Raw genomic sequence first — 19,217 nt, forward strand, 5'->3', positions numbered from 1 at the left:
GGATCCGCGCGCCCTCAGGTTGGCGGGACGCGCTTGCCGCGCCCGTCGCGCGACACGAGCACGCCGAGGATGATGAGCCCGTAGGCGAGCGCGGCACTGGCCCGCAGCTCCTCCCCAAGCACCACGATTCCAAGGAAACCGGCCCAGAGCGGGATCAGGTAGCCGACGATCGACATATAGACCGGCCCGCGCCGCCGGATGATGAAGAAGCGCAGGGTTTGCGCCAACCCTGTGGGCAGAAGCCCCAGCGCGAGAAGCGCCAGTGCGGGCAGGGTGACGAGCGGCGCTGCCGCCAGCCCGGCACCCAGCCCGAGCGGCAGGGTCACGGCGCTCGCGCAGATCATGGCGCCCGCGGTGCCCTGCAGGGGGCGCATCGGCGGCATGATCCGGATCAGGATGGCCCCGGTCGCGTAGCACAGGCACGTCAGGGCAAGGGCCGCGATCGGCAGCGCGAGGTCGCGCAGCGGCAGATCGGGCATGCTGCCCGGAGAGGAGAGCCAGACCAGCCCCAGAAATCCGATGCCGAAGCCGGTCCATTTCCGCAGGCTGATCGCCTCTTTCAGGACCAGCCGCGCCAGCAGCAGGATGAAGAGCGGCACCGCTGAGATGAAGATCGCGACGATGTTGGTTGGCACGAAAAGCTGTGCCCAGCTCAGGAGCGAGAAAGGCAGCGCCAGAGACACGATGCCGACCAGCGCCGACCAGCCCCAGTCCCGCAAGGAGCGCGGCAGTCCCTGACCCGAGAGGAGCGCAAAGGCGGTGACGAAGATCGCGGCGATGAAAATCCGCCCGCCTGCAACCGCCAACGGCGCATATCCGTCGAGTGACAGGCTGGTGAGGAAGAAACTCGATCCCCAGATGACCACCAGAAGTCCGACACCGCCGGCCGAGAGCCAGTCCGTGCCCTCGGCGGCCGGGGCGGCGGGTTTGTCGGAGACGGTCATTTCGACACCACTGGCTCAGGCGCTGCGGCGGCGCGCTTGCTGGTGCGGCCGGTCTGGCTGACGAAGAGCCCCGCAAGGATCAGCCCGAGCGCGAGCCCGAACTGCAGGGTGATCGGCTCGGATAGGAGAAGCGCGCCGAAGAGCATCGCCCAGACCGGCACCTGATAGTTGACGAGGCTGAGGAAACTCGGCCCCGCATCCGCGATGACGCGGACCAGCAGAATGGTTGCGACCGCCGTGGGCAGCACCGCCAGATAGAGCACGGCCGCCAGCGGTCCGGCACCGATCTCCGAGGGCCAGCCCTCCAGCGCGACGGCAACGGGCATAAGGACGACAGCGCCGATCAGGAGGCCGCCCGCGCTGAAGGACAGCATGTGTGTCGGCGGCGACAGGCGGGTGATGATCGCGCCGCACGCATAGCAGCCGGCCGCCGCGATACAGGCGAGCCGTGCCAGCGCCACCGGACCGCTGCCCTCGGGCCCTGCAAGAATCGTCTGCGGCCCAAGGAGCACGATCACGCCCAGAAAGCCGATCCCGAACCCGAGGCTGCGGCGGACGCTCATCCGCTCGCCCGGCACCAGCAGATGCGCCAGCGGCAGCACGAAAAGCGGCACGACCGCCATGGTCAGTCCCGCGAAACTCGACGTGACATGCTGCTGACCCCAGCTCAGAAGCGAGAAGGGCAGCGCGTTGGAAAATATCCCCATGCCGGCGCAGTGCAGCCAGATCCGCTTGCCGGTCGCTGTGCCGACGGGCGGAAGCCCCGGCCCAAGTGTCACCGCGTAGGCCACCAGAAGGAGCGCGGCCAATGCCACCCGCAGCGCCGCAACCATGAGCGGCGGCAGGTCGATGAGCGCGATCTCTACGGCAAGGAAGGACGCCCCCCAGATCACCGCGAGGCTCAGGAGCAGGATCCAGCTCGTCAGGGATGGGGTGGGCTGGCTCATCGGCGGTGGTCCTGTTCGGGTATGGGCCCTCCTTATCCGCTGGCGCGGGCGCGGGCAATCACCGATCACGCGTCTCGTCCCGCTGGCGAAACACGGGTTTCCGATCGGAAACGGCAGGGCTGCGGGAAACTGGCGCAAGGCGCAAAATTTATCTTGGCGGCGCGTGGTCAATCGCTTATCCGGTCCGTGGGTGCGCAGCCGGACTATGGGCGAGCGGCGGCGGACTCAGGAATTTCGCCCTGACGATGGAGCCGTCCATGAGCTTCCCCACACCGCCGCAGGTGCGTCCTGCGCGTCCCGAATTTTCATCTGGTCCCTGTCCCAAACGCCCCGGCTGGTCCGCAGACGCGGTCGCCGCCAAGGCCTTTCTCGGTCGGTCGCACCGCGCCGCGGAACCCAAGGCACAGCTGAAAGAGGCGATCGACCGCATGGCGGCGACCCTCGGCGTGCCTGCCGATTACAAGGTCGGCATCGTGCCGGCCTCCGACACGGGCGCCGTCGAAATGGCGCTCTGGTCGCTGCTCGGCGCACGCCCCGTCGATGTGCTGGCCTGGGAAAGCTTCGGCGCGGGTTGGGCCAGCGACATCACCAAGCAGCTGAAGCTCGACGATGTGAAACTGCACGATGCCGGCTATGGCGAACTGCCGGACCTGTCGGCCGTCCGCCGCGACAGCGACATCGTTTTCACCTGGAACGGCACCACGTCGGGTGCCCGCGTGCCCAATGCCGACTGGATCGCCGCCGACCGTGAAGGTCTGACGATCTGCGATGCCACCTCGGCGGCATTCGCGCAGGATCTCGACTGGGCCAAGCTCGATGTGACCACCTTCTCCTGGCAGAAGGCGATGGGCGGTGAGGGGGCACATGGCGTGCTCATCCTGTCGCCGCGCGCGGTTGAGCGGCTGGAGACATACACGCCCGACCGGCCCTTGCCGAAAATCTTCCGGCTGACCAAGGGTGGCAAGCTGATCGACGGTATCTTCACCGGCGCCACGATCAACACGCCCTCGATGCTCTGTGTCGCGGACTGTATCGATGCGCTCGACTGGATCGAGGGGATCGGCGGCCTGACCGCGACCCGCGCCCGGGCCGACGCCAACCTCAAGGCCCTGCAAGACTGGGTCGATGCAACGGACTGGGTTGAAAACCTCGTTGCTGATCCGGCGGCGCGGTCCAACACGTCCGTCTGCCTCAAGATCGTCGATCCGGCGATTGCGGACCTCTCCGACGACGCGCAGCGGGCCTTCACCAAGGCCATGGTCAAGAAGCTCGAAGCCGAAGCCGCGGCCTATGACATCAATGGCTACCGTGATGCGCCGGCAGGCTTGCGCATCTGGTGCGGCGCGACCGTGGATACGGCCGATCTGGAGGCGCTGACGCCCTGGCTCGACTGGGCCTTCGCCGCCGCAAAGGCCGAGCTTTGATCTGACCGCGGTCCCCGGATCGGGGGCCGCTTTCCCGACATTACCGCCCCGAGTTACGCGGGCGATGCAGACAGGATGGAGCACGAGATGCCCAAAGTACTGATTTCCGACAAGCTCAGCGACGCGGCTGTGCAGATTTTCAAGGATAACGGGGTGGAGGTCGATTTCCAGCCCGACCTCGGCAAGGATCCCGAGAAACTCGCCGCCATCATCGGCGACTATGACGGGCTGGCGATCCGCTCCGCGACCAAGGTGACGGCGGACCTGATCGCGAAGGCCGACAATCTGAAGGTCGTCGGCCGGGCCGGGATCGGGGTCGACAATGTCGATATTCCGGCCGCGTCCGCCAAGGGGATCGTGGTGATGAACACGCCCTTCGGCAACTCGATCACCACGGCCGAACATGCGATTGCAATGCTCTTCTCGGTCGCCCGCCAGATCCCGGCGGCCGATGCGTCGACGCAGGCCGGCAAGTGGGAAAAATCCCGCTTCATGGGCGTGGAGATCACCGGCAAGACGCTTGGCCTGATCGGCGCGGGCAATATCGGCTCGGTCGTGGCCTCCCGCGCGCTGGGGCTGAAAATGAAGGTCGTCGCCTATGATCCGTTCCTCTCCGCCGACCGCGCGAAGGAAATGGGCGTGGAAAAGGTGGATGATCTCGACGAACTTCTGGGTCGCGCGGATTTCATCACCCTGCATCTGCCGAAGACCGACAAGACGGCCAACCTCCTGTCCGCCGAACGGATCGCCAAGATCAAGCCGGGTGCGCGTCTGGTGAACTGCGCGCGCGGCGGTCTGGTCGACGAGGCCGCGGTGGCCGAGGCGCTGAAAGAGGGCCGTCTGGCCGGTGCCGCCTTTGACGTCTTTGCCGAGGAACCGGCGAAGGAAAACCCGCTCTTCGGTCTGCCCAACGTGATCTGCACGCCGCATCTGGGCGCCTCCACCACCGAGGCACAGGAAAATGTGGCGCTTCAGGTGGCCGAGCAGATGTCCGACTATCTGGTCAAGGGGGCGATCTCCAACGCGCTCAACGCACCGTCGGTCACAGCCGAGGAAGCCCCGCTTCTGAAACCGTGGATCGCGCTCGCCGATGTGCTCGGCTCCTTTGCCGGGCAGGTCACCGAAAGCCCGATCGTGGAGATCGAGATCGAATATGTCGGCAAGGTGGGTGCGTTGAACCTCAAACCCCTGACCTCGGCCCTGACGGCAGCGCTCCTCAAACCGCTGGTGGGCGAGGGCGGTGTCAACATGGTCTCGGCCCCGATCGTGGCGCGCGAGCGTGGCATGCGGATCGCGGAAACCCGCAAGGACGAGCAGGGCGCCTACGGCACCTATATGCGGCTCGTCGTCAAGACCGAGAACCAGACCCGTTCTGTGGCCGGCACGATCTTCTCCGACGGCAAGCCGCGCCTCATCCAGATCAAGGGGATCGGGCTGGAATCGGAGCCTCTGCCCTTCATGCTCTACACCACGAACACCGACACGCCGGGCTATATCGGTGCGCTGGGGTCGGCGCTTGGCGCGCTCGACGTGAACATCGCGACCTTCGCGCTGGGCCGGGCCGAGAAGAGCGGCGAGGCAATCGCGCTTCTGGGCATCGACGAGCCGCTGAGCGAGGACATGCTGGCCCAGATCCGCGCCCTGCCGCAGGTCACGCAGGCCAAGGGCCTCAGCTTCTGAGCAGGCTCGCGCAACATCGCACCAATGGAACGGGCCCTTCGGGGCCCGTTTTCGTGACGGCTGCGGGGACGCGGCGAAATGACGGTTTCGCCTGACGGGGCAGGCGGCTATAAGCCGGATGACAGCACGGATCGAAAGGCGGAACCATGGCAAACGTCGTCGTCGTCGGCGCCCAGTGGGGCGACGAGGGGAAGGGCAAGATCGTTGACTGGCTGAGCGAGCGGGCGGATGTGATCGCGCGCTTCCAGGGCGGTCACAATGCCGGGCACACGCTCGTCATCGACGGCGAGGTCTACAAGCTCCATGCACTGCCTTCGGGCGTGGTTCGCGGTGGCAAGCTTTCGGTCATCGGCAACGGCGTCGTGCTCGACCCGTGGCACCTGATCAAGGAAATCGAGACGATCCGTGCGCAGGGTGTCGACATCACGCCCGAGACGCTGATGATCGCGGAGAACACGCCGCTCATCCTGCCGTTCCATGGCGAGTTGGACCGCGCGCGCGAGAACCAGAACTCGGTCGCCAAGATCGGCACCACCGGGCGGGGCATCGGCCCGGCCTATGAGGACAAGGTCGGCCGCCGCGTCATTCGGGTCGCCGATCTGGCCGATCCGGCGACGCTTGCCCTGCGGGTGGATCGCGCTCTGGTGCACCATAATGCGCTGCGCGCCGGTCTGGGGCTCGAAGCCATCGACCGGGACGCGCTGATCGCGCAGCTCAACGAGATTGCGCCGAAGATCCTCGAATTTGCCGGACCGGTCTGGAAGGTGATGAACGAGAAGCGCAAGGCCGGCAAACGCATCCTTTTCGAAGGGGCGCAGGGTGCGCTGCTCGACATCGATTTCGGCACCTATCCGTTTGTCACTTCCTCTAACGTCATCGCTGGTCAGGCGGCAACTGGCACGGGGATCGGGCCGGGCAGCATCGATTTCGTGCTGGGCATCGTGAAAGCCTATACGACCCGTGTCGGCGAAGGTCCGTTCCCGACCGAGCTTGACGATGCGGACGGCCAGCGCCTCGGCGAGCGGGGCCATGAGTTCGGCACCACCACCGGGCGCAAGCGGCGCTGCGGCTGGTTCGACGCGGTGCTGGTGCGCCAGACCTGCGCGACCTCGGGGGTGAACGGCATTTCGCTGACCAAGCTCGACGTGCTCGACGGGTTCGAGGAGCTGAAAATCTGCACCGGCTACGAACTGGACGGCGAACAGCTCGACCATCTGCCGATCGCGGCCGACCAGCAGGCGCGCTGCACGCCGGTCTATGAGACGATGCCGGGCTGGTCGGAAAGCACCGAAGGCGCGCGCAGCTGGGCCGACCTGCCGGCCGCCGCGATCAAGTATGTGCGCCGGATCGAGGAACTGATCGACTGTCCGGTGGCGCTTCTGTCCACCAGCCCGGAGCGGGACGACACCATTCTGGTGACCGACCCGTTTGCTGACTGATGGCGCTGAGCTACAAGGCACGGCGGCGCTGGTCGCTGGTGATCCTGCTCGTCGGGCTGCCGCTCTACATCGTGGTGGCAATCTCCATCGTGGCGCTTCTCGACCGCCCCCCTGTTCTTGTCGAACTTGGTATCTATATCATCCTGGGTATCCTCTGGGCGCTGCCGTTCAAATCCGTGTTTCGCGGGATCGGGCAGGCGGACCCGGATGCCGCCAAACCGGATGAGGAGAACCGACCCGATGCCTGACCTGACAGCCCTGCGCCGTCCGCTCGCCGCCGCCGGCCTTACACTGGCCGCACTGGCCGCACCCGCTGCTGCCGAACAGATCGGAGAGGTGGACACGGTCTGGAAGCTGCTCGGCGCCAACCACAAGATCATTGTCGAGGCGTTTGACGACCCGAAGGTGGAGGGCGTCTCCTGTTTCGTCTCGCGCGCCAAGACCGGTGGCGTGTCCGGATCGTTGGGGCTGGCCGAAGACACATCGGACGCCTCCATCGCCTGCCGTCAGGTCGGTCCGATCCGTTTCCGCGACGAGCTGGAGGAAGGCGAGGAAGTGTTCGGGCGCCGTGCTTCGGTGCTCTTCAAGAAGGTGCAGGTGGTGCGCTTCTTCGACAGGACACGCAACACGCTGGTCTACCTGACCTATTCCGACAAGCTGATCGAGGGCTCGCCCAAGAACAGCCTCTCGGCTGTGGTGATCCGCAAATGGGATGACCAGCCGGCAGACTGACCGCCGCCAAAAAATGCAAAAGGGCCGCCCCCTCGGGAGCGGCCCTTTGCTGTGCGCGCCTGCGTGGGGTCAGGCGGCGCCGATCTTGGTCTCGTAGGAGAAGAGCGCGGCGTCGGAGATGGAGAACTGGCCGTCCTCGCCGCGCAGGATGGTGCCGTTGCGCACCAGCTTGCCGAAGCTCTTGATCCGGGCTTCCGGCGAATAGTTCTTCTCGCCGCTCATCTGGTCGATCATGCGGATGACCGAACTGCGGCTGAACTGGTGCTGGCCCGACACGATGGTCATGTAGGCGGCCGACGCTTCGAGCAGTTCGGGCAGATTGGCCGCGCCGACCTTGCGGGCAAAGTCTCGCAGCTCGTCGCCATTGGCCGCACCGGCGTCGCTGCGGGCCGGGGTCAGGCGACCGCCATCCTGCACGAGGCGGACCACATTTTCCGGCCGTGCGGGCGCCGGCGTCACACGCTCGGTCGCACCCAGCGTCAGCGGGCTGGCGCTCGGCTTCGGCACAGCGGTCTCGGCAGCGGCCTCGGCCACCGGAGCGGGGGCCGGTGCGACCGGTTCCTCGACCTTCGGTGCCACCTTCATTTCCGGTGCCAGTTGCAGCGGCGTCAGCAGGAGCGGGGCCGCTTTCGGTTCGGCCTCCGCCACCGGCTCGGGCTGCGGCGCGGGGGCCGCTTCCGGCAGCGGCGCGTCCGTGGCGACAGGTGTGGCATCGGCCGGAGCCTCGAAGGCAGCGCCGAACGGCTCGTCCATGATCGGCGCGGCCTCGTCCGAGGCGAGCGGCGTCACTTCCGCGTCGGCGTCGATCACCGGATCCTCGGCCATCACGTCCTTCAGCTGAACCATCGGGTTGGCCGGCGGCAGGGCAGGGTCGGCATGGGTCTTGGCCAGAAGACGCTCCAGCGCCGCATCCTCATCCGCATCGTCGGTTGCTGTGGCGACGGCGTCGTCTTCGTTCGCCTCTGCCAGAACCGTCTCGATATCGGCGGTCAGGAACGGGTCCTTCTCGGCCAGCTGTGCGGCATCGGCAAGCGGGTCGGGCGCCCAGTCATGGCCGTCATCGAGCGTGTCGAAACCCACCGCCTCGATCGGGTCGAGCGGCGCGTCCTGACGCGTGTCATCGGCGGACACGTCGATCGCCGCGTCAACGGCCGTCACCGTGTCGGGGGCGGAGATGCCTTCGGCGACATCCACCTGCGGCTCGGGGACGGCTTCCGGCTCTGGTGCGGCCTCAATGGCAACCGGTGCGGCCGGCTGTTCCGCGGCCGCTTCAGCCACCATCGGCTCTGCCTTCGCTTCGGACGTGCCTTTGGTCGACAGGGCCGTCACGGAGGCTGCGGATTTGCGCAGCACCACCTGGTTGTCGGTCACCTCGGCAGAAATCTCGCCGCCCTTGTCGGCCTCGCTCGCGCTGTCGGCGGCCAGAACCGCCAGATAGGCGCTGTCGGGCCGCTCGGGATGCGCGCCGAAGGACGGGTCCCGGCTGGCCAGTTGCTGGAAGTAATCCACAACGTTGCGCATCACCGGAAACGGGTCGTCAAACCCTTCGAGCGTGCAGGAGAAGGCGCCATAGGCGACGGTCAGTTTCTTTTGGGAAAGTTCCATGAGCAGGGGGTTCCATACGCTGGGGGAGCGCGCCGATCGGTTCGCAGGTCGATCGGGACGAACGCAGGGGCGGGCGCAGGCAAGAGGCAGGCAAACAGGTTGACGCTGGCTGCGCGATGCAGCACTTCGATCATATGACGCAGACGCTTTATCATCTGTCCGAACCCGTTACCCTTCTGGGAGCTGCTCCCATCGACGATCGGGCGCTTGACCTTGCGACGCAGGTGGCTCCCGAGGTGATCGCCGCGGATGGCGGAGCGAACCTTGCGGCCGAGCGGGGCCTGGCACTCAAAGCCATCATTGGCGATCTTGATTCCATGGTTAACGCTAAAAATTGGCAAAAATCAGGCACAACCGTTCATCACCTCACGGACCAGGTGAGCACCGACCTTGAAAAATGCCTCTATTCGGTGGATGCGCCGCTCTATCTGGGGGTGGGATTTCTCAGCGGATTGCTCGACCATACGCTGGCCGCGATGCATGCGCTCGTCGCCTATCCGCACCGCAATCTGGTGCTGATCGGACCGCATGAAATCTGCTTTCTCGCACCGCTGGAGCTGGAATTGGACCTGCCGGCGGGCATGCGCCTGTCGCTCTTTCCCTTGGCCGAGGTCAGCGGCACCCGGTCGGACGGGCTGGTCTGGCCGATCGACGGTTTGACCCTGTCGCCGCTGACCCGCATCGGCACCTCGAATGCGGTCTCGGAAAGACCGGTGCGCATCGGGATCGACCGGCGGGCGCTTGTCGTGATCCTGCCGCGTGCGGCGCTCGGGTCCGTGCTGGCGGCGCTGGGTCCTGCCCGCGCCTGACGGGTCAGCAGGAGGGCACGTTCACAGCCAGCCCGCCCAGCGAGGTTTCCTTGTATTTGCTGTTCATGTCGAGCCCGGTCTGGCGCATCGTCTCGATACAGGCGTCAAGCGATACCAGATGCTGCCCGTCGCCGCGCAGCGCCATCGAGGCGGCGGACACGGCCTTGATCGCACCCAGCCCGTTGCGCTCGATGCAGGGGGCCTGCACCAGTCCGCGGATCGGGTCGCAGGTCATGCCCAGATGGTGCTCCAGCGCGATCTCGGCCGCGTTTTCCACCTGTTCCGGTGACCCGCCGAGAACGGCGCAGAGGCCCGCAGCTGCCATGGCGCTGGCCGATCCGACCTCGCCCTGACAGCCGACCTCCGCGCCGGAGATCGACGCGTTGGTCTTGATCAGCCCGCCGATCGCCGCGGCCGTCAGCAGGAAATCAGGCACCCGGTCGCTGTGCGCCCCGGGCACCATTTGCAGCCAGTAGCGCAGGGTTGCCGGCAACACGCCGGCCGCGCCGTTCGTCGGGGCCGTGACGACCTGCCCCCCGGCGGCATTTTCCTCGTTCACCGCGATGGCAAAAACCGAAATCCAGTCGTTGACGACATGCGGCGCGGTCTGGTTGCGGCCAAACTCGGCCTGCAGCGCGTCATGGATGCCCTTGGCGCGCCGCCGCAGGTTCAACCCGCCCGGCAGCGTCCCGTCGCGTGACAGGCCGCGCTCGATGGACCGGTCCATCACCGCCCAGAGTGCCGCGATGTCCGCATCGAGGTCAGTGCCGCTGTAATGCACCCGCTCGTTGGCGCGTTTCATGTCGGCAATGCTCTTGCCCGACGCGCGGGCCATGCGCAGCATCTCGAGGGCGGAATGAAACGGGTAGGGAACCGGTTTGTCCGGCTGGCCGGGGCCGCCATCCTCCAGCTCGCGTGGGGTCAGCACGAAGCCGCCGCCGACCGAGTAATAGGTCTCCTGCCGCGCCAGCACGCCGCGAGCATCATAGGCCGACACGACCATACCGTTGGCGTGGCCGGGCAGGGGCGGGCCGTAGTCGAAAATGATGTCCGTCTCCGGGTCGAAGCGGAGCGGGGGCAGTCCTTCGGGATGCAGCATCTTCTCGCGGTCGATCCGGTCCAGCTCCGTCTCGGCCGCGTCGGCGTCGAAATCGTCCGGCCGGAAGCCGGCCAGCCCGAGGATGGTCGCACGGTCGGTCGCATGGCCCTTGCCGGTGAAGGCCAGCGACCCGTGCAGCTTGCAGTCGACCGCGGTCACCGGACCCGCGCCCGGAATGGCGCCTTCGGTCCGCCGCATCAGGTCCAGAAACCGCCCGCCCGCCACCATCGGACCCATCGTGTGCGAACTGGACGGGCCGATACCGACCTTGAAGATATCGAAGACGCTGAGGAACATGTGCGCGTAGGCCTGCCGGTCATGGTTGCAATCGGACCGGAGCCTAGCGGGGCGGGAACCGCGGCGAAAGGGGGATTGCGACCCCCTGCGCGCAGGCCGCGTCACGGACCCTAGCAACGCGTGTCCGGTCGGGGCGAAACCGCTCGCACCGCCCCGGAAAACCGCCTATAAGTCCGCGCAAACGCCCCGCCAGCTCCGAGGACAGACCATGCAGCCCGCCACATCCCCCGCCGAACGCGCGAAATTCTATGCCGCCCGTCATGCGTTGAAAGAGGTCAAATCGGGGATGCGTGTCGGGCTCGGCACCGGTTCGACGGCGGCCTGGTTCGTGAAGCTCCTTGGCGAGCGGGTCGCCAAAGAGGGGCTGGAAGTGCGCTGTGCCGCGACCTCCACCCGAACGGCGGACATGGCGCGCGAACTGGGCATCCCGCTCTTCTCGCTCGACGAGTTGGGCTGGCTCGACGTGACCTTCGACGGCGCGGACGAGGTCGACCCGAAGCTGAACCTGATCAAGGGCGGCGGCGGCGCGCTGTTGCAGGAGAAGATCGTCGCAACGGCGTCCGACCGGATGGTGGTGTTGACCGACAGTTCCAAGGAAGTGGACACGCTCGGCGCTTTCCCCCTGCCGGTCGAGATTGTCCGTTTCGGCTGGGAAACCACCCAGTCGCTCGTGACCGAGGCGCTCGACGGGGCTGATGTGATGGGCCATGGGGTGAGCCTGCGCAAGGATCGCGATCAACCTTACGTCACCGACGAAGGGCATTATATCCTCGATCTGCACCTGCGCCGGATCGGCAAGCCGCGGGCCCTGTCGAACACGCTTCTCAATATCGCCGGTGTGGTTGAGACGGGCCTCTTCCTCGACATTGCCGACAGCGTGGTGATCGGCTCACCTTCGGGTGAGGTGCGGGTTCGTGACCTTGAAGGCGAGGCGCATTTCACCCCAAGTGACGAGGAACTGGAAAGCGGCAGCATCTTCTCGCCCGATTACTGACCGGGCGTCCGGGGCAGGTCATCCGGCCCGGCTGCACGCCAGTCCAACCGACATGCCCGCCGCGTCGCGGGCCACAAAGCCACAAAAGGAGCAAATCCCATGGCCGAGTTCGACTATGACCTCTTCGTGATCGGCGGGGGCTCGGGCGGTGTGCGGGCCGCGCGGCTGGCAGCCCAGACCGGCGCCCGCGTGGCGCTGGCCGAGGAGTATCGCTACGGCGGAACCTGCGTGATCCGGGGCTGCGTGCCGAAAAAACTCATGGTCTATGCCTCGCAATTTTCCGAGATCGCGGACCATGCCGAGGGCTATGGCTGGAGCTTCGACAAGGGCCGGTTCAGCTGGCCCGACTTCATGGCGCATAAGGATGCGGAGATCGCGCGGCTCGAAGGGCTCTATCACAAGAACCTGAAGGCGGCCGGCGTGGAACTGTTCGACACGCGCGCCACGCTGCTTGATCCGCATCGCGTCGCCTGTTCCAACGGTGCGGAATTCACCGCTCAGCATATTCTTGTGGCGACCGGCGCCGCGCCCTTCATGCCGGACGTGCCGGGGATCGAACATGCGATCAGCTCGAACGAGTTTTTCGAGCTTTCGGCCATGCCCGAGCGGGTCCTGATCGTCGGCGGCGGATATATTGCCTGCGAGTTTGCCGGCATCCTGAACGGCATGGGTGCGCATGTGACCCAGTTCTACCGCCGCGACCAGATCCTGCGCGGTTTCGACCGCGACGTGCGCGACCATGTGGCCGAGGAAATGCGCAAGAAGGGCATCGCCCTGCGCATCCAGACCGATGTGGACCGGATCGAGAAAACCGACGCGGGCCTGACGGTCCATGTCGATGTCGGCGGCACGATCGAGGTCGATGCCGTGATCTACGCCACCGGCCGCAACCCCAATTCAGCCGGCATGGGGCTTGCCGAACTGGGTGTGGAACTGGCCGGCAACGGCGCGGTCAAGGTGGACGACTATTCGCAGACGGCCGTGCCCTCGATCTATGCGATCGGTGACGTGACCGATCGGATGGCGCTGACCCCGGTGGCCATCCGCGAGGGCATCGCCTTCGTCGAAACGGTCTTCAAGTCCAATCCGACCAAGCCCGACTACGAGCTTGTTCCCACTGCGGTTTTCACCCAGCCGGAGGCCGGTGTCGTCGGCCTGACCGAGGGGGCGGCGCGCGATTTCGGCCCGGTCGAGATCTACCGCACGAGCTTCCGGTCCATGTATCATGTGCTCGCACGGTCCGACGAACGGATGCTGATGAAGATCATCGTCCAGAAGGACACGCGACAGGTGCTCGGCGTCCATATTGTCGGCCACGGCGCGGGCGACATGATCCAGTTGGCCGGGATCGCAGTAAAGATGGGAGCGACCAAGGAAGATTTCGACGCCACCGTCGCAGTCCATCCGGTCGCGGCCGAGGAACTGGTCACCCTGCGCGACCCGGTTCCTGAGACTTGAAATTGTGTTAGGAATGAACAGGTTCATTTCGGTGGACCAGACGCGATAAATCAGAGGAAGAACAGCCACATGCCTTACAGCAACAATTCCGGTGGCCCTTGGGGGGGCGGCGGCAACAAGGGCGGCGGCGGCGATGACCGCAAGCCCGAGGGCAACCGGCCCGACCGGAACCGCCCGGGCGGGACCAATCCGCCGGTGCCCGATATCGACGATATCGTGCGCAAGGGTCAGGAACAGCTGAAGGTTCTGATGGGCGGCCGCGGTGGCGGTTCGGGCACCAACGGCAAGGGGCCGGGCGGCGACGGTCTGGGCCGCGCGCCGATCGTCCTTGGCCTTCTGGCGCTGGTCGGTCTCTGGATTTTCGCGTCCTTCTATTCGGTCAAGCCGGAAGAAAAATCCGTCGAACTCTTCCTCGGCGAATATTCCTCGACCGGAGAATCCGGCCTGAACTTCGCGCCCTGGCCGATTGTCACGGCCGAAGTGCTGCCGGTCGACGTCGAGAACACAGAGAATATCGGCCGCCGCGACGAGGAAAGCCTGATGCTGACGGGCGACGAGAATATCGTCGACATCGAGTTTCAGGTTGTCTGGAACATCCGCGACCCTGCCGATTACCTCTTCAACCTTGCCGAGCCGGAACTGACCATCAAGGCGGTGGCGGAATCGGCCATGCGCGAGGTGATCGCGCGCTCCGAACTGGCACCGATCCTCAACCGGAACCGTGCCGCGATCTCGCAGGAAGTGCGCGAACTGATCCAGGCGACGCTCGACAGCTACGAGAGCGGCGTGAACATCGTGCGTGTCAACTTCGACAAGGCCGACCCGCCCGCCGAGGTGATCGACGCTTTCCGGGACGTGCAGGCCGCGAGCCAGGAGCGTGACACGTTCAAGAACCGTGCTGACGCCTATGCCAACCAGGCGCTTGCCCGTGCCCGTGGTGAGGCCGAGCAGCTGCTGCAGGAAGCCGAAGGCTACCGCGCGCGCGTCGTCAACGAGGCGCAGGGTGAAGCTGCCCGTTTCACCTCGGTGCTGGAGGAATATGCGAATGCCAAGGATGTGACGCGCAAGCGTCTCTATCTCGAAACCATGGAAAAAGTCTTGGGAGACGTGGACAAGGTGATCATCGACCAGAGCGCCTCGGGCGGGGACGGTCAGGGCGTGGTGCCCTATCTGCCGCTCAACGAATTGCGGCGCGCGCCGCAGGCTGACGAGACCGGGGGGGTTAACTGATGGGACGTATGGCCATTCTGCTCGGCGTCGCGCTCGTTGCGCTCGTCATCTTCCTTTCGTCCGTCTTCATCGTCGACGAGCGCGAAAAGGCGCTGGTGCTCCAGTTCGGTCAGATCAAGGCCGTGAAGGAAGAGCCGGGCCTCGCCGTCAAGATCCCGTTCCTGCAGGAAGTGGTCCGCTATGACGGCCGCATCCAGTCGCTCGAAACGGAATCGCTCGAAGTCACGCCTGCGGACAATGTCCGCCTTGTGGTGGATGCGTTTGCCCGCTGGCGGATTTCCGATGTCGAACAGTTCCGGCGCGCAGCCGGTGGCGGCGGCATCACAACGGCGGAACAGCGTCTGGAAAACATCCTGAACGCCGAATTGCGTGCGGTGCTCGGGTCCGTGACCTCCAGTTCGGTCCTCTCGGCCGACCGTGTGGGCCTGATGAACCAGATCCGTGACGCGGCCATCGTGCAGGCGCGGGCGCTTGGTGTGGAAGTGATCGACGTGCGGATCAAGCGCGCCGACCTGCCGGACCAGAACCTCGCGGCGACCTTTGCCCGAATGCAGGCCGAGCGTGAGCGCGAGGCCGCGGACGAACGGGCCCGCGGTCAGGAGACCGCGCAGCGGATTCGTGCCCAGGCCGACCGTTCGGCGCTGGAGATCGTCTCCGAGGCGCGGCGCGACAGCGACATCGTTCGCGGTGAAGCCGACGCCGAGCGCAACCGGATCTTCGCAGAAGCCTTCGGGAAGGATGAGGAGTTCTTCGCCTTCTACCGGTCGCTCAGCGCCTATGAGGAAGCGCTCAAGGGGGAGAATTCGCAGCTGGTGATTTCGCCTGACAGCGACTTCTTCAACTACCTGAACTCCGTCGACGGGGCGGCCAGCCAGTCTTCGGGCGCGGCTGCCACCGCGAACTGACGGCCATGTTACGCGATCTGGCGTTCATTCTGGGCGCCGTCGCAGTGGTGGAGGGGCTGGTGCTTGCACTGGCCCCTCATCGTCTGGAGCAACTGCTCTCGCTCCTGACCGCACTGGGTCCGGAGCGGATGCGGCTCATCGGGCTGCTCGCGCTTGCCACCGGCACCGTGCTGCTCGCCTGGGCGCGGAGCGGCTGACGCGCGGCACCTGTCCTGCCATTCATTTCGAAATGTCTCGGCCTTGTGAGCCGATGCCACCGCTCGGCCCTTGCATCCGTCGGGGCTGGCTCGCAAATATGGGTGAGGGAGTTCCGGTGCAGATCATATTCCTGCGGCGGGACCTGACATCAGGGAGGATGACGCGTGAATTCGAGACGCCCGAGCGGAGCCGTGCCGGCCGGACATACGGGGCGCGGCCCCGTCAATGCAAAAGCGGTCGCCCGCACACGAAACGCGGATGGTGCCAACGGGCACCGGCTGATCCTTCCGACCCTCTTGCTGGCCGCCATGGTCTGGGCCCTGTCGGCCCTGCATCTGTCCGCGCAGGGCGCACCGGGCAGTTTTGCCGATCTGGCCGAACAGGTCAGCCCGGCCGTGGTCAATATCACCACCACCACCAATGTCACGGTCGAGGACGGGCCTGGCGGGCCGATGCTGCCCGAAGGCTCGCCGTTCGAGGAATTTTTCCGCGATTTCATGGAGCGCAATCAGGGTCGACAGCGGCCGTCGCGGCCGACCTCCGCGCTCGGGTCGGGTTTCGTGATCTCAGCGGACGGGTTCGTGGTGACGAACAACCACGTGATCGAGGAAGCGGACGGGATTCAGGTCGAGCTTTATGACGGGCGCGAACTGGACGCGACGCTCGTCGGGCGCGACCCGAAAACCGACATCGCGCTTTTGAAGGTGGAGGCCGATGATCCGCTGCCCTTCGTGCCTTTCGGAGACAGCGACACCGCGCGCGTGGGCGACTGGGTGCTGGCGGTCGGCAATCCGCTCGGGCAGGGCTTTTCCGTCTCTGCCGGGATCGTGTCGGCGCGCAACCGGACCCTGTCCGGCGCTTATGACGATTTCATCCAGACCGACGCGGCCATCAACCGCGGCAATTCGGGCGGGCCGCTCTTCAACATGACGGGCGAGGTTGTGGGCGTGAACACGGCCATCCTGTCGCCCAATGGCGGCTCGATCGGGATCGGCTTCTCGATGGCGTCCAACGTCGTGACCAATGTCGTCCAGCAGCTGCGCGAGTTTGGTGAAACGCGGCGCGGCTGGCTCGGTGTCCGCATCCAGAACGTGACGCCAGACGTGGCCGAAGCGCTCGGGCTCGACAGTCCCAACGGCGCACTTGTCACCGACGTTCCCGCCGGTCCGGCGGCGGATGCCGGCATCAAGGCGGGCGACGTGATCATCGGGTTCAATGGCGAGGATGTGGAAAGCTCCGGCGATCTGGTGCGCCGCGTGGGCGACAGTCCGGTCGGTGCGGAGGCGCGCATCCTGATCTTCCGTGACGGCAAGACCCAGACGCTGAACGTCATGCTCGGCCGGCTGGAGGAGGCCGAACTGGCGATGAACGGGTCGGACACGATCCAGGAGGGTCAGGCGACGGATCTGACCATGCTCGGCATGTCGATCGCGCCGCTCACCGATGCCTATCGCAACCAGTTCACCATCTCGCCCGAGCAGGACGGTGTCGTGATCCTGTCTGTCGAACAGGGCTCCGAGGCGTTCGACAAGGGCCTGCGGGAAGGCGACGTGATCGTCGAGGTGGCACAGCAGTCCGTGACCAGCCCCGAGCAGGTGAAGACGCTGCTCGACGATGCGCGCGAGGCGGGCCGCAATTCGGTCCTGATGCTCGTGCGGCGGGACGACCAGCCGCGTTTCGTGGCGCTCAACCCGACGAACGAATGACCTGGGCGGGCAGGGCGGTCCGGCCGCCCTGCCTGCCAATTCTCGAACTATCCCTGACCGTTCAACGGCGCCCGGAAGGGCCGACCGCGTCACAGCTGCGCGGATGCATGCCGCCCGGTCCCTGTCCGCGTCCCGGCCCGGGCGTGGCGTCGGGGCCGATCGGCTCTCCTGTCGCGAGCCGGTCGAGCAGGTGCGACATGTCCTCGATCTTGCGCGCAATCACATGCACCACCTGACCGTCGCGCTGGATCGGCCCTGTGACCCGCAAGAGCCGCCCCGCGATCACCGCGCGGCGGAACCGCTCGTAGACCTTTTTCCAGACCACGATATTGGCGATGCCCGTCTCATCCTCCAGCGTGATGAAGATGACGCCCTTGGCCGTGCCGGGCCGTTGCCGGACCATGACCAGCCCGGCCACGCAGACCTCTGCCCCGGTGGGCGGCCGGTCGAGCAGTATATGCGGCAGGCAGTCGGGCGGCCGCGGCCAATGGTTCGGATGGTCGGACATGGGCGCAGATTACCAGAACGAAATGCGAACATCTAGCCGCGCGCAAGCCATTGTGAGCCGGGTGGCGGCAATCGCGGTTTGAATCCCGTGCAGCCGCGGTTTACATGACCCGCATCACGCGAATTTCAGAGGCTTACATGGCAAAGATCACCTATATCGAGTTCAACGGCACCGAGCATGTCGTGGATGTCCCCAACGGGCTGACCGTGATGGAAGGCGCGCGCGACAACAACATCCCCGGCATCGAGGCCGATTGCGGCGGCGCCTGCGCCTGTTCGACCTGCCACGTCTATGTCGACGCGGCCTGGGTCGAGAAACTGCCGGCGCGCGACGATATGGAAGAGGATATGCTCGACTTCGCCTATGAGCCCAATGCCGAAACCTCGCGCCTGACCTGCCAGTTGAAGGTCAGCGATGCGCTTGACGGGCTCGTCGTGCGCATGCCGGAAAAACAGATCTGATGCGCGCGGGCGGCATCCTGTCCGGTCTGGCTGTTGCGGCATTTGCCGTGCTGGCCACGCCGGTCGCGGCCGCCAACAAGATCGTCACGGCAGAGGGCGCGGGCATCGTCCGCGCGGCCTTTGCCGATGATGCGGATGTCTATCCGCACCGGATCATGGGGCGGATTCGCGAAAAGACTGCGCTCGTCGCCTCGGATGCCGCCGGCAACAGCTATCGGGTCGACCTGTCGGATCAGGGCGCCGGCCATCCGGTGTTCGAGGATATGGCGCCACGCATCGCCGATGTGACGGGAGACGGGCGCAACGAACTGGTGGTTGTGGAAAGCGACCCGCAGACGGGCGCTTCGCTCGCCATCTACGGGCTGCGGGACGGGCGGCTGGAACAGATCGGCGCGACCCCCCATATCGGCACGCGGTTCCGCTGGCTCGCGCCGATCGGCATTGCCGATCTGAACGGCGACGGGCGCACCGACATCGCCTATATCGAGACCCCGCATCTGGGCAAGGTGCTGAAGCTCTGGAGCTGGGTCGACGGGCGGCTGCAGCAGTTTGCGCAGGCCCGCGGGCTGACCAATCACCGGATCGGCGACGAATTCATCTGGGGCGGCCTGCGCGACTGCGGGCAGGGGCCGGAACTCATCACCTCCGACGCGGCATGGAAACGGATCATCGCGACCCGTGTCGGCCCGGACGGTCTCGTTTTCACCGACCTCGGCCGCCACCGTGCGCCGCATGGCTGGTCCAAGGCGATGGACTGCCGCTGAAGCGCGGGCGCGACAGC

At 66.1% G+C, this 19,217-nt stretch carries 19 protein-coding genes; 14 read left to right on the plus strand and 5 right to left on the minus strand.

Going from position 1 to position 19,217, the window contains the following annotated elements:
• Positions 1–14 precede the first annotated feature (14 nt).
• Positions 15–944 carry a DMT family transporter gene (locus tag GSH16_RS08680; protein ID WP_160854072.1) on the minus strand — a complete coding sequence of 310 codons (930 nt, stop codon included), beginning with the start codon at positions 942–944 and terminating at the stop codon, positions 15–17.
• The gene (locus GSH16_RS08685) at positions 941–1,891 is read right to left on the minus strand and encodes a DMT family transporter (protein ID WP_160854074.1); all 951 of its coding nucleotides are present in this window, start codon (positions 1,889–1,891) and stop codon (positions 941–943) included. The genes GSH16_RS08680 and GSH16_RS08685 overlap by 4 nt, the downstream gene beginning before the upstream one ends.
• Before the next feature lie 257 nt (positions 1,892–2,148).
• On the opposite strand from GSH16_RS08685, the gene GSH16_RS08690 reads away from it, so the two are divergent.
• The 5 genes from GSH16_RS08690 to GSH16_RS08710 all read left to right on the plus strand — a co-directional run bounded on the left by GSH16_RS08690 (position 2,149) and on the right by GSH16_RS08710 (position 7,166).
• Entirely contained in the window at positions 2,149–3,315 is a 1,167-nt protein-coding gene (locus tag GSH16_RS08690; RefSeq protein WP_160854076.1) for a phosphoserine transaminase, read from the plus strand.
• Between the two features lie 87 nt (positions 3,316–3,402).
• Positions 3,403–4,995 (plus strand): phosphoglycerate dehydrogenase, encoded by a 1,593-nt coding sequence (gene serA, locus GSH16_RS08695; RefSeq protein WP_205524046.1) that lies wholly within the window; start codon positions 3,403–3,405, stop codon positions 4,993–4,995.
• Positions 4,996–5,141: 146 nt separating this feature from the next.
• A complete protein-coding gene (locus GSH16_RS08700; protein WP_160854080.1) occupies positions 5,142–6,434 on the plus strand; it encodes an adenylosuccinate synthase in 1,293 nt (430 codons plus the stop codon).
• Complete coding sequence (locus tag GSH16_RS08705; RefSeq protein WP_160854082.1) at positions 6,434–6,682, plus strand: DUF2842 domain-containing protein; 249 nt, start codon at positions 6,434–6,436, stop codon at positions 6,680–6,682. Before GSH16_RS08700 ends, GSH16_RS08705 begins: the two co-directional genes overlap by 1 nt.
• Positions 6,675–7,166 (plus strand): CreA family protein, encoded by a 492-nt coding sequence (locus GSH16_RS08710; protein ID WP_205524047.1) that lies wholly within the window; start codon positions 6,675–6,677, stop codon positions 7,164–7,166. The genes GSH16_RS08705 and GSH16_RS08710 overlap by 8 nt, the downstream gene beginning before the upstream one ends.
• A gap of 69 nt (positions 7,167–7,235) precedes the next feature.
• Here the strand turns inward: GSH16_RS08710 and GSH16_RS08715 are convergent, their stop codons facing one another.
• Complete coding sequence (locus GSH16_RS08715; protein ID WP_160854086.1) at positions 7,236–8,771, minus strand: hypothetical protein; 1,536 nt, start codon at positions 8,769–8,771, stop codon at positions 7,236–7,238.
• 116 nt (positions 8,772–8,887) lie between these two features.
• Here GSH16_RS08715 and GSH16_RS08720 point away from each other — a divergent pair, with 116 nt between their 5' ends.
• Entirely contained in the window at positions 8,888–9,580 is a 693-nt protein-coding gene (locus tag GSH16_RS08720) for a thiamine diphosphokinase (protein WP_160854088.1), read from the plus strand.
• 4 nt (positions 9,581–9,584) lie between these two features.
• Here the strand turns inward: GSH16_RS08720 and GSH16_RS08725 are convergent, their stop codons facing one another.
• Complete coding sequence (locus tag GSH16_RS08725; protein WP_160854090.1) at positions 9,585–10,976, minus strand: L-serine ammonia-lyase; 1,392 nt, start codon at positions 10,974–10,976, stop codon at positions 9,585–9,587.
• A 208-nt stretch (positions 10,977–11,184) separates the two neighbouring features.
• On the opposite strand from GSH16_RS08725, the gene rpiA reads away from it, so the two are divergent.
• The 6 genes from rpiA to GSH16_RS08755 all read left to right on the plus strand — a co-directional run bounded on the left by rpiA (position 11,185) and on the right by GSH16_RS08755 (position 17,467).
• Positions 11,185–11,970, plus strand: coding sequence for a ribose-5-phosphate isomerase RpiA (rpiA, locus tag GSH16_RS08730; protein WP_160854092.1), 786 nt, complete (start codon positions 11,185–11,187; stop codon positions 11,968–11,970).
• A gap of 99 nt (positions 11,971–12,069) precedes the next feature.
• On the plus strand, positions 12,070–13,428 hold the full coding sequence (gene gor, locus GSH16_RS08735; RefSeq protein WP_160854094.1) for a glutathione-disulfide reductase: 1,359 nt from the start codon (positions 12,070–12,072) through the stop codon (positions 13,426–13,428).
• A gap of 69 nt (positions 13,429–13,497) precedes the next feature.
• Positions 13,498–14,658 carry an FtsH protease activity modulator HflK gene (gene hflK / locus GSH16_RS08740; RefSeq protein WP_160854096.1) on the plus strand — a complete coding sequence of 387 codons (1,161 nt, stop codon included), beginning with the start codon at positions 13,498–13,500 and terminating at the stop codon, positions 14,656–14,658.
• Positions 14,658–15,563 (plus strand): protease modulator HflC, encoded by a 906-nt coding sequence (gene hflC / locus GSH16_RS08745; RefSeq protein ID WP_160854098.1) that lies wholly within the window; start codon positions 14,658–14,660, stop codon positions 15,561–15,563. Before hflK ends, hflC begins: the two co-directional genes overlap by 1 nt.
• A gap of 5 nt (positions 15,564–15,568) precedes the next feature.
• On the plus strand, positions 15,569–15,760 hold the full coding sequence (locus tag GSH16_RS08750) for a DUF2065 family protein (protein ID WP_160854100.1): 192 nt from the start codon (positions 15,569–15,571) through the stop codon (positions 15,758–15,760).
• Between the two features lie 309 nt (positions 15,761–16,069).
• A complete protein-coding gene (locus GSH16_RS08755) occupies positions 16,070–17,467 on the plus strand; it encodes a DegQ family serine endoprotease (RefSeq protein WP_160855162.1) in 1,398 nt (465 codons plus the stop codon).
• A 61-nt stretch (positions 17,468–17,528) separates the two neighbouring features.
• Here GSH16_RS08755 and GSH16_RS08760 read toward each other — a convergent pair whose 3' ends face one another.
• Complete coding sequence (locus GSH16_RS08760) at positions 17,529–17,975, minus strand: OB-fold nucleic acid binding domain-containing protein (protein WP_160854102.1); 447 nt, start codon at positions 17,973–17,975, stop codon at positions 17,529–17,531.
• Positions 17,976–18,112: 137 nt separating this feature from the next.
• Here GSH16_RS08760 and GSH16_RS08765 point away from each other — a divergent pair, with 137 nt between their 5' ends.
• Complete coding sequence (locus GSH16_RS08765) at positions 18,113–18,436, plus strand: 2Fe-2S iron-sulfur cluster-binding protein (RefSeq protein WP_160854104.1); 324 nt, start codon at positions 18,113–18,115, stop codon at positions 18,434–18,436.
• Entirely contained in the window at positions 18,436–19,200 is a 765-nt protein-coding gene (locus GSH16_RS08770) for an FG-GAP repeat domain-containing protein (RefSeq protein WP_160854106.1), read from the plus strand. Before GSH16_RS08765 ends, GSH16_RS08770 begins: the two co-directional genes overlap by 1 nt.
• Positions 19,201–19,217 lie beyond the last annotated feature (17 nt).

The organism is Oceanomicrobium pacificus (assembly GCF_009833495.1).
In the GTDB taxonomy this organism is placed as follows: Bacteria; Pseudomonadota; Alphaproteobacteria; order Rhodobacterales; family Rhodobacteraceae; genus Oceanomicrobium; species Oceanomicrobium pacificus.

What these genes read in the sequence shown, in the direction of transcription:
- GSH16_RS08680 (WP_160854072.1), bottom strand. Translation starts at nt 944, where the DNA reads ATGACCGTCTCCGACAAACCCGCCGCCCCGGCCGCCGAGGGCACGGAC.
- GSH16_RS08685 (WP_160854074.1), bottom strand. Translation starts at nt 1,891, where the DNA reads ATGAGCCAGCCCACCCCATCCCTGACGAGCTGGATCCTGCTCCTGAGC.
- GSH16_RS08690 (WP_160854076.1), top strand. Translation starts at nt 2,149, where the DNA reads ATGAGCTTCCCCACACCGCCGCAGGTGCGTCCTGCGCGTCCCGAATTT.
- serA (WP_205524046.1), top strand. Translation starts at nt 3,403, where the DNA reads ATGCCCAAAGTACTGATTTCCGACAAGCTCAGCGACGCGGCTGTGCAG.
- GSH16_RS08700 (WP_160854080.1), top strand. Translation starts at nt 5,142, where the DNA reads ATGGCAAACGTCGTCGTCGTCGGCGCCCAGTGGGGCGACGAGGGGAAG.
- GSH16_RS08705 (WP_160854082.1), top strand. Translation starts at nt 6,434, where the DNA reads ATGGCGCTGAGCTACAAGGCACGGCGGCGCTGGTCGCTGGTGATCCTG.
- GSH16_RS08710 (WP_205524047.1), top strand. Translation starts at nt 6,675, where the DNA reads ATGCCTGACCTGACAGCCCTGCGCCGTCCGCTCGCCGCCGCCGGCCTT.
- GSH16_RS08715 (WP_160854086.1), bottom strand. Translation starts at nt 8,771, where the DNA reads ATGGAACTTTCCCAAAAGAAACTGACCGTCGCCTATGGCGCCTTCTCC.
- GSH16_RS08720 (WP_160854088.1), top strand. Translation starts at nt 8,888, where the DNA reads ATGCAGCACTTCGATCATATGACGCAGACGCTTTATCATCTGTCCGAA.
- GSH16_RS08725 (WP_160854090.1), bottom strand. Translation starts at nt 10,976, where the DNA reads ATGTTCCTCAGCGTCTTCGATATCTTCAAGGTCGGTATCGGCCCGTCC.
- rpiA (WP_160854092.1), top strand. Translation starts at nt 11,185, where the DNA reads ATGCAGCCCGCCACATCCCCCGCCGAACGCGCGAAATTCTATGCCGCC.
- gor (WP_160854094.1), top strand. Translation starts at nt 12,070, where the DNA reads ATGGCCGAGTTCGACTATGACCTCTTCGTGATCGGCGGGGGCTCGGGC.
- hflK (WP_160854096.1), top strand. Translation starts at nt 13,498, where the DNA reads ATGCCTTACAGCAACAATTCCGGTGGCCCTTGGGGGGGCGGCGGCAAC.
- hflC (WP_160854098.1), top strand. Translation starts at nt 14,658, where the DNA reads ATGGGACGTATGGCCATTCTGCTCGGCGTCGCGCTCGTTGCGCTCGTC.
- GSH16_RS08750 (WP_160854100.1), top strand. Translation starts at nt 15,569, where the DNA reads ATGTTACGCGATCTGGCGTTCATTCTGGGCGCCGTCGCAGTGGTGGAG.
- GSH16_RS08755 (WP_160855162.1), top strand. Translation starts at nt 16,070, where the DNA reads ATGGTCTGGGCCCTGTCGGCCCTGCATCTGTCCGCGCAGGGCGCACCG.
- GSH16_RS08760 (WP_160854102.1), bottom strand. Translation starts at nt 17,975, where the DNA reads ATGTCCGACCATCCGAACCATTGGCCGCGGCCGCCCGACTGCCTGCCG.
- GSH16_RS08765 (WP_160854104.1), top strand. Translation starts at nt 18,113, where the DNA reads ATGGCAAAGATCACCTATATCGAGTTCAACGGCACCGAGCATGTCGTG.
- GSH16_RS08770 (WP_160854106.1), top strand. Translation starts at nt 18,436, where the DNA reads ATGCGCGCGGGCGGCATCCTGTCCGGTCTGGCTGTTGCGGCATTTGCC.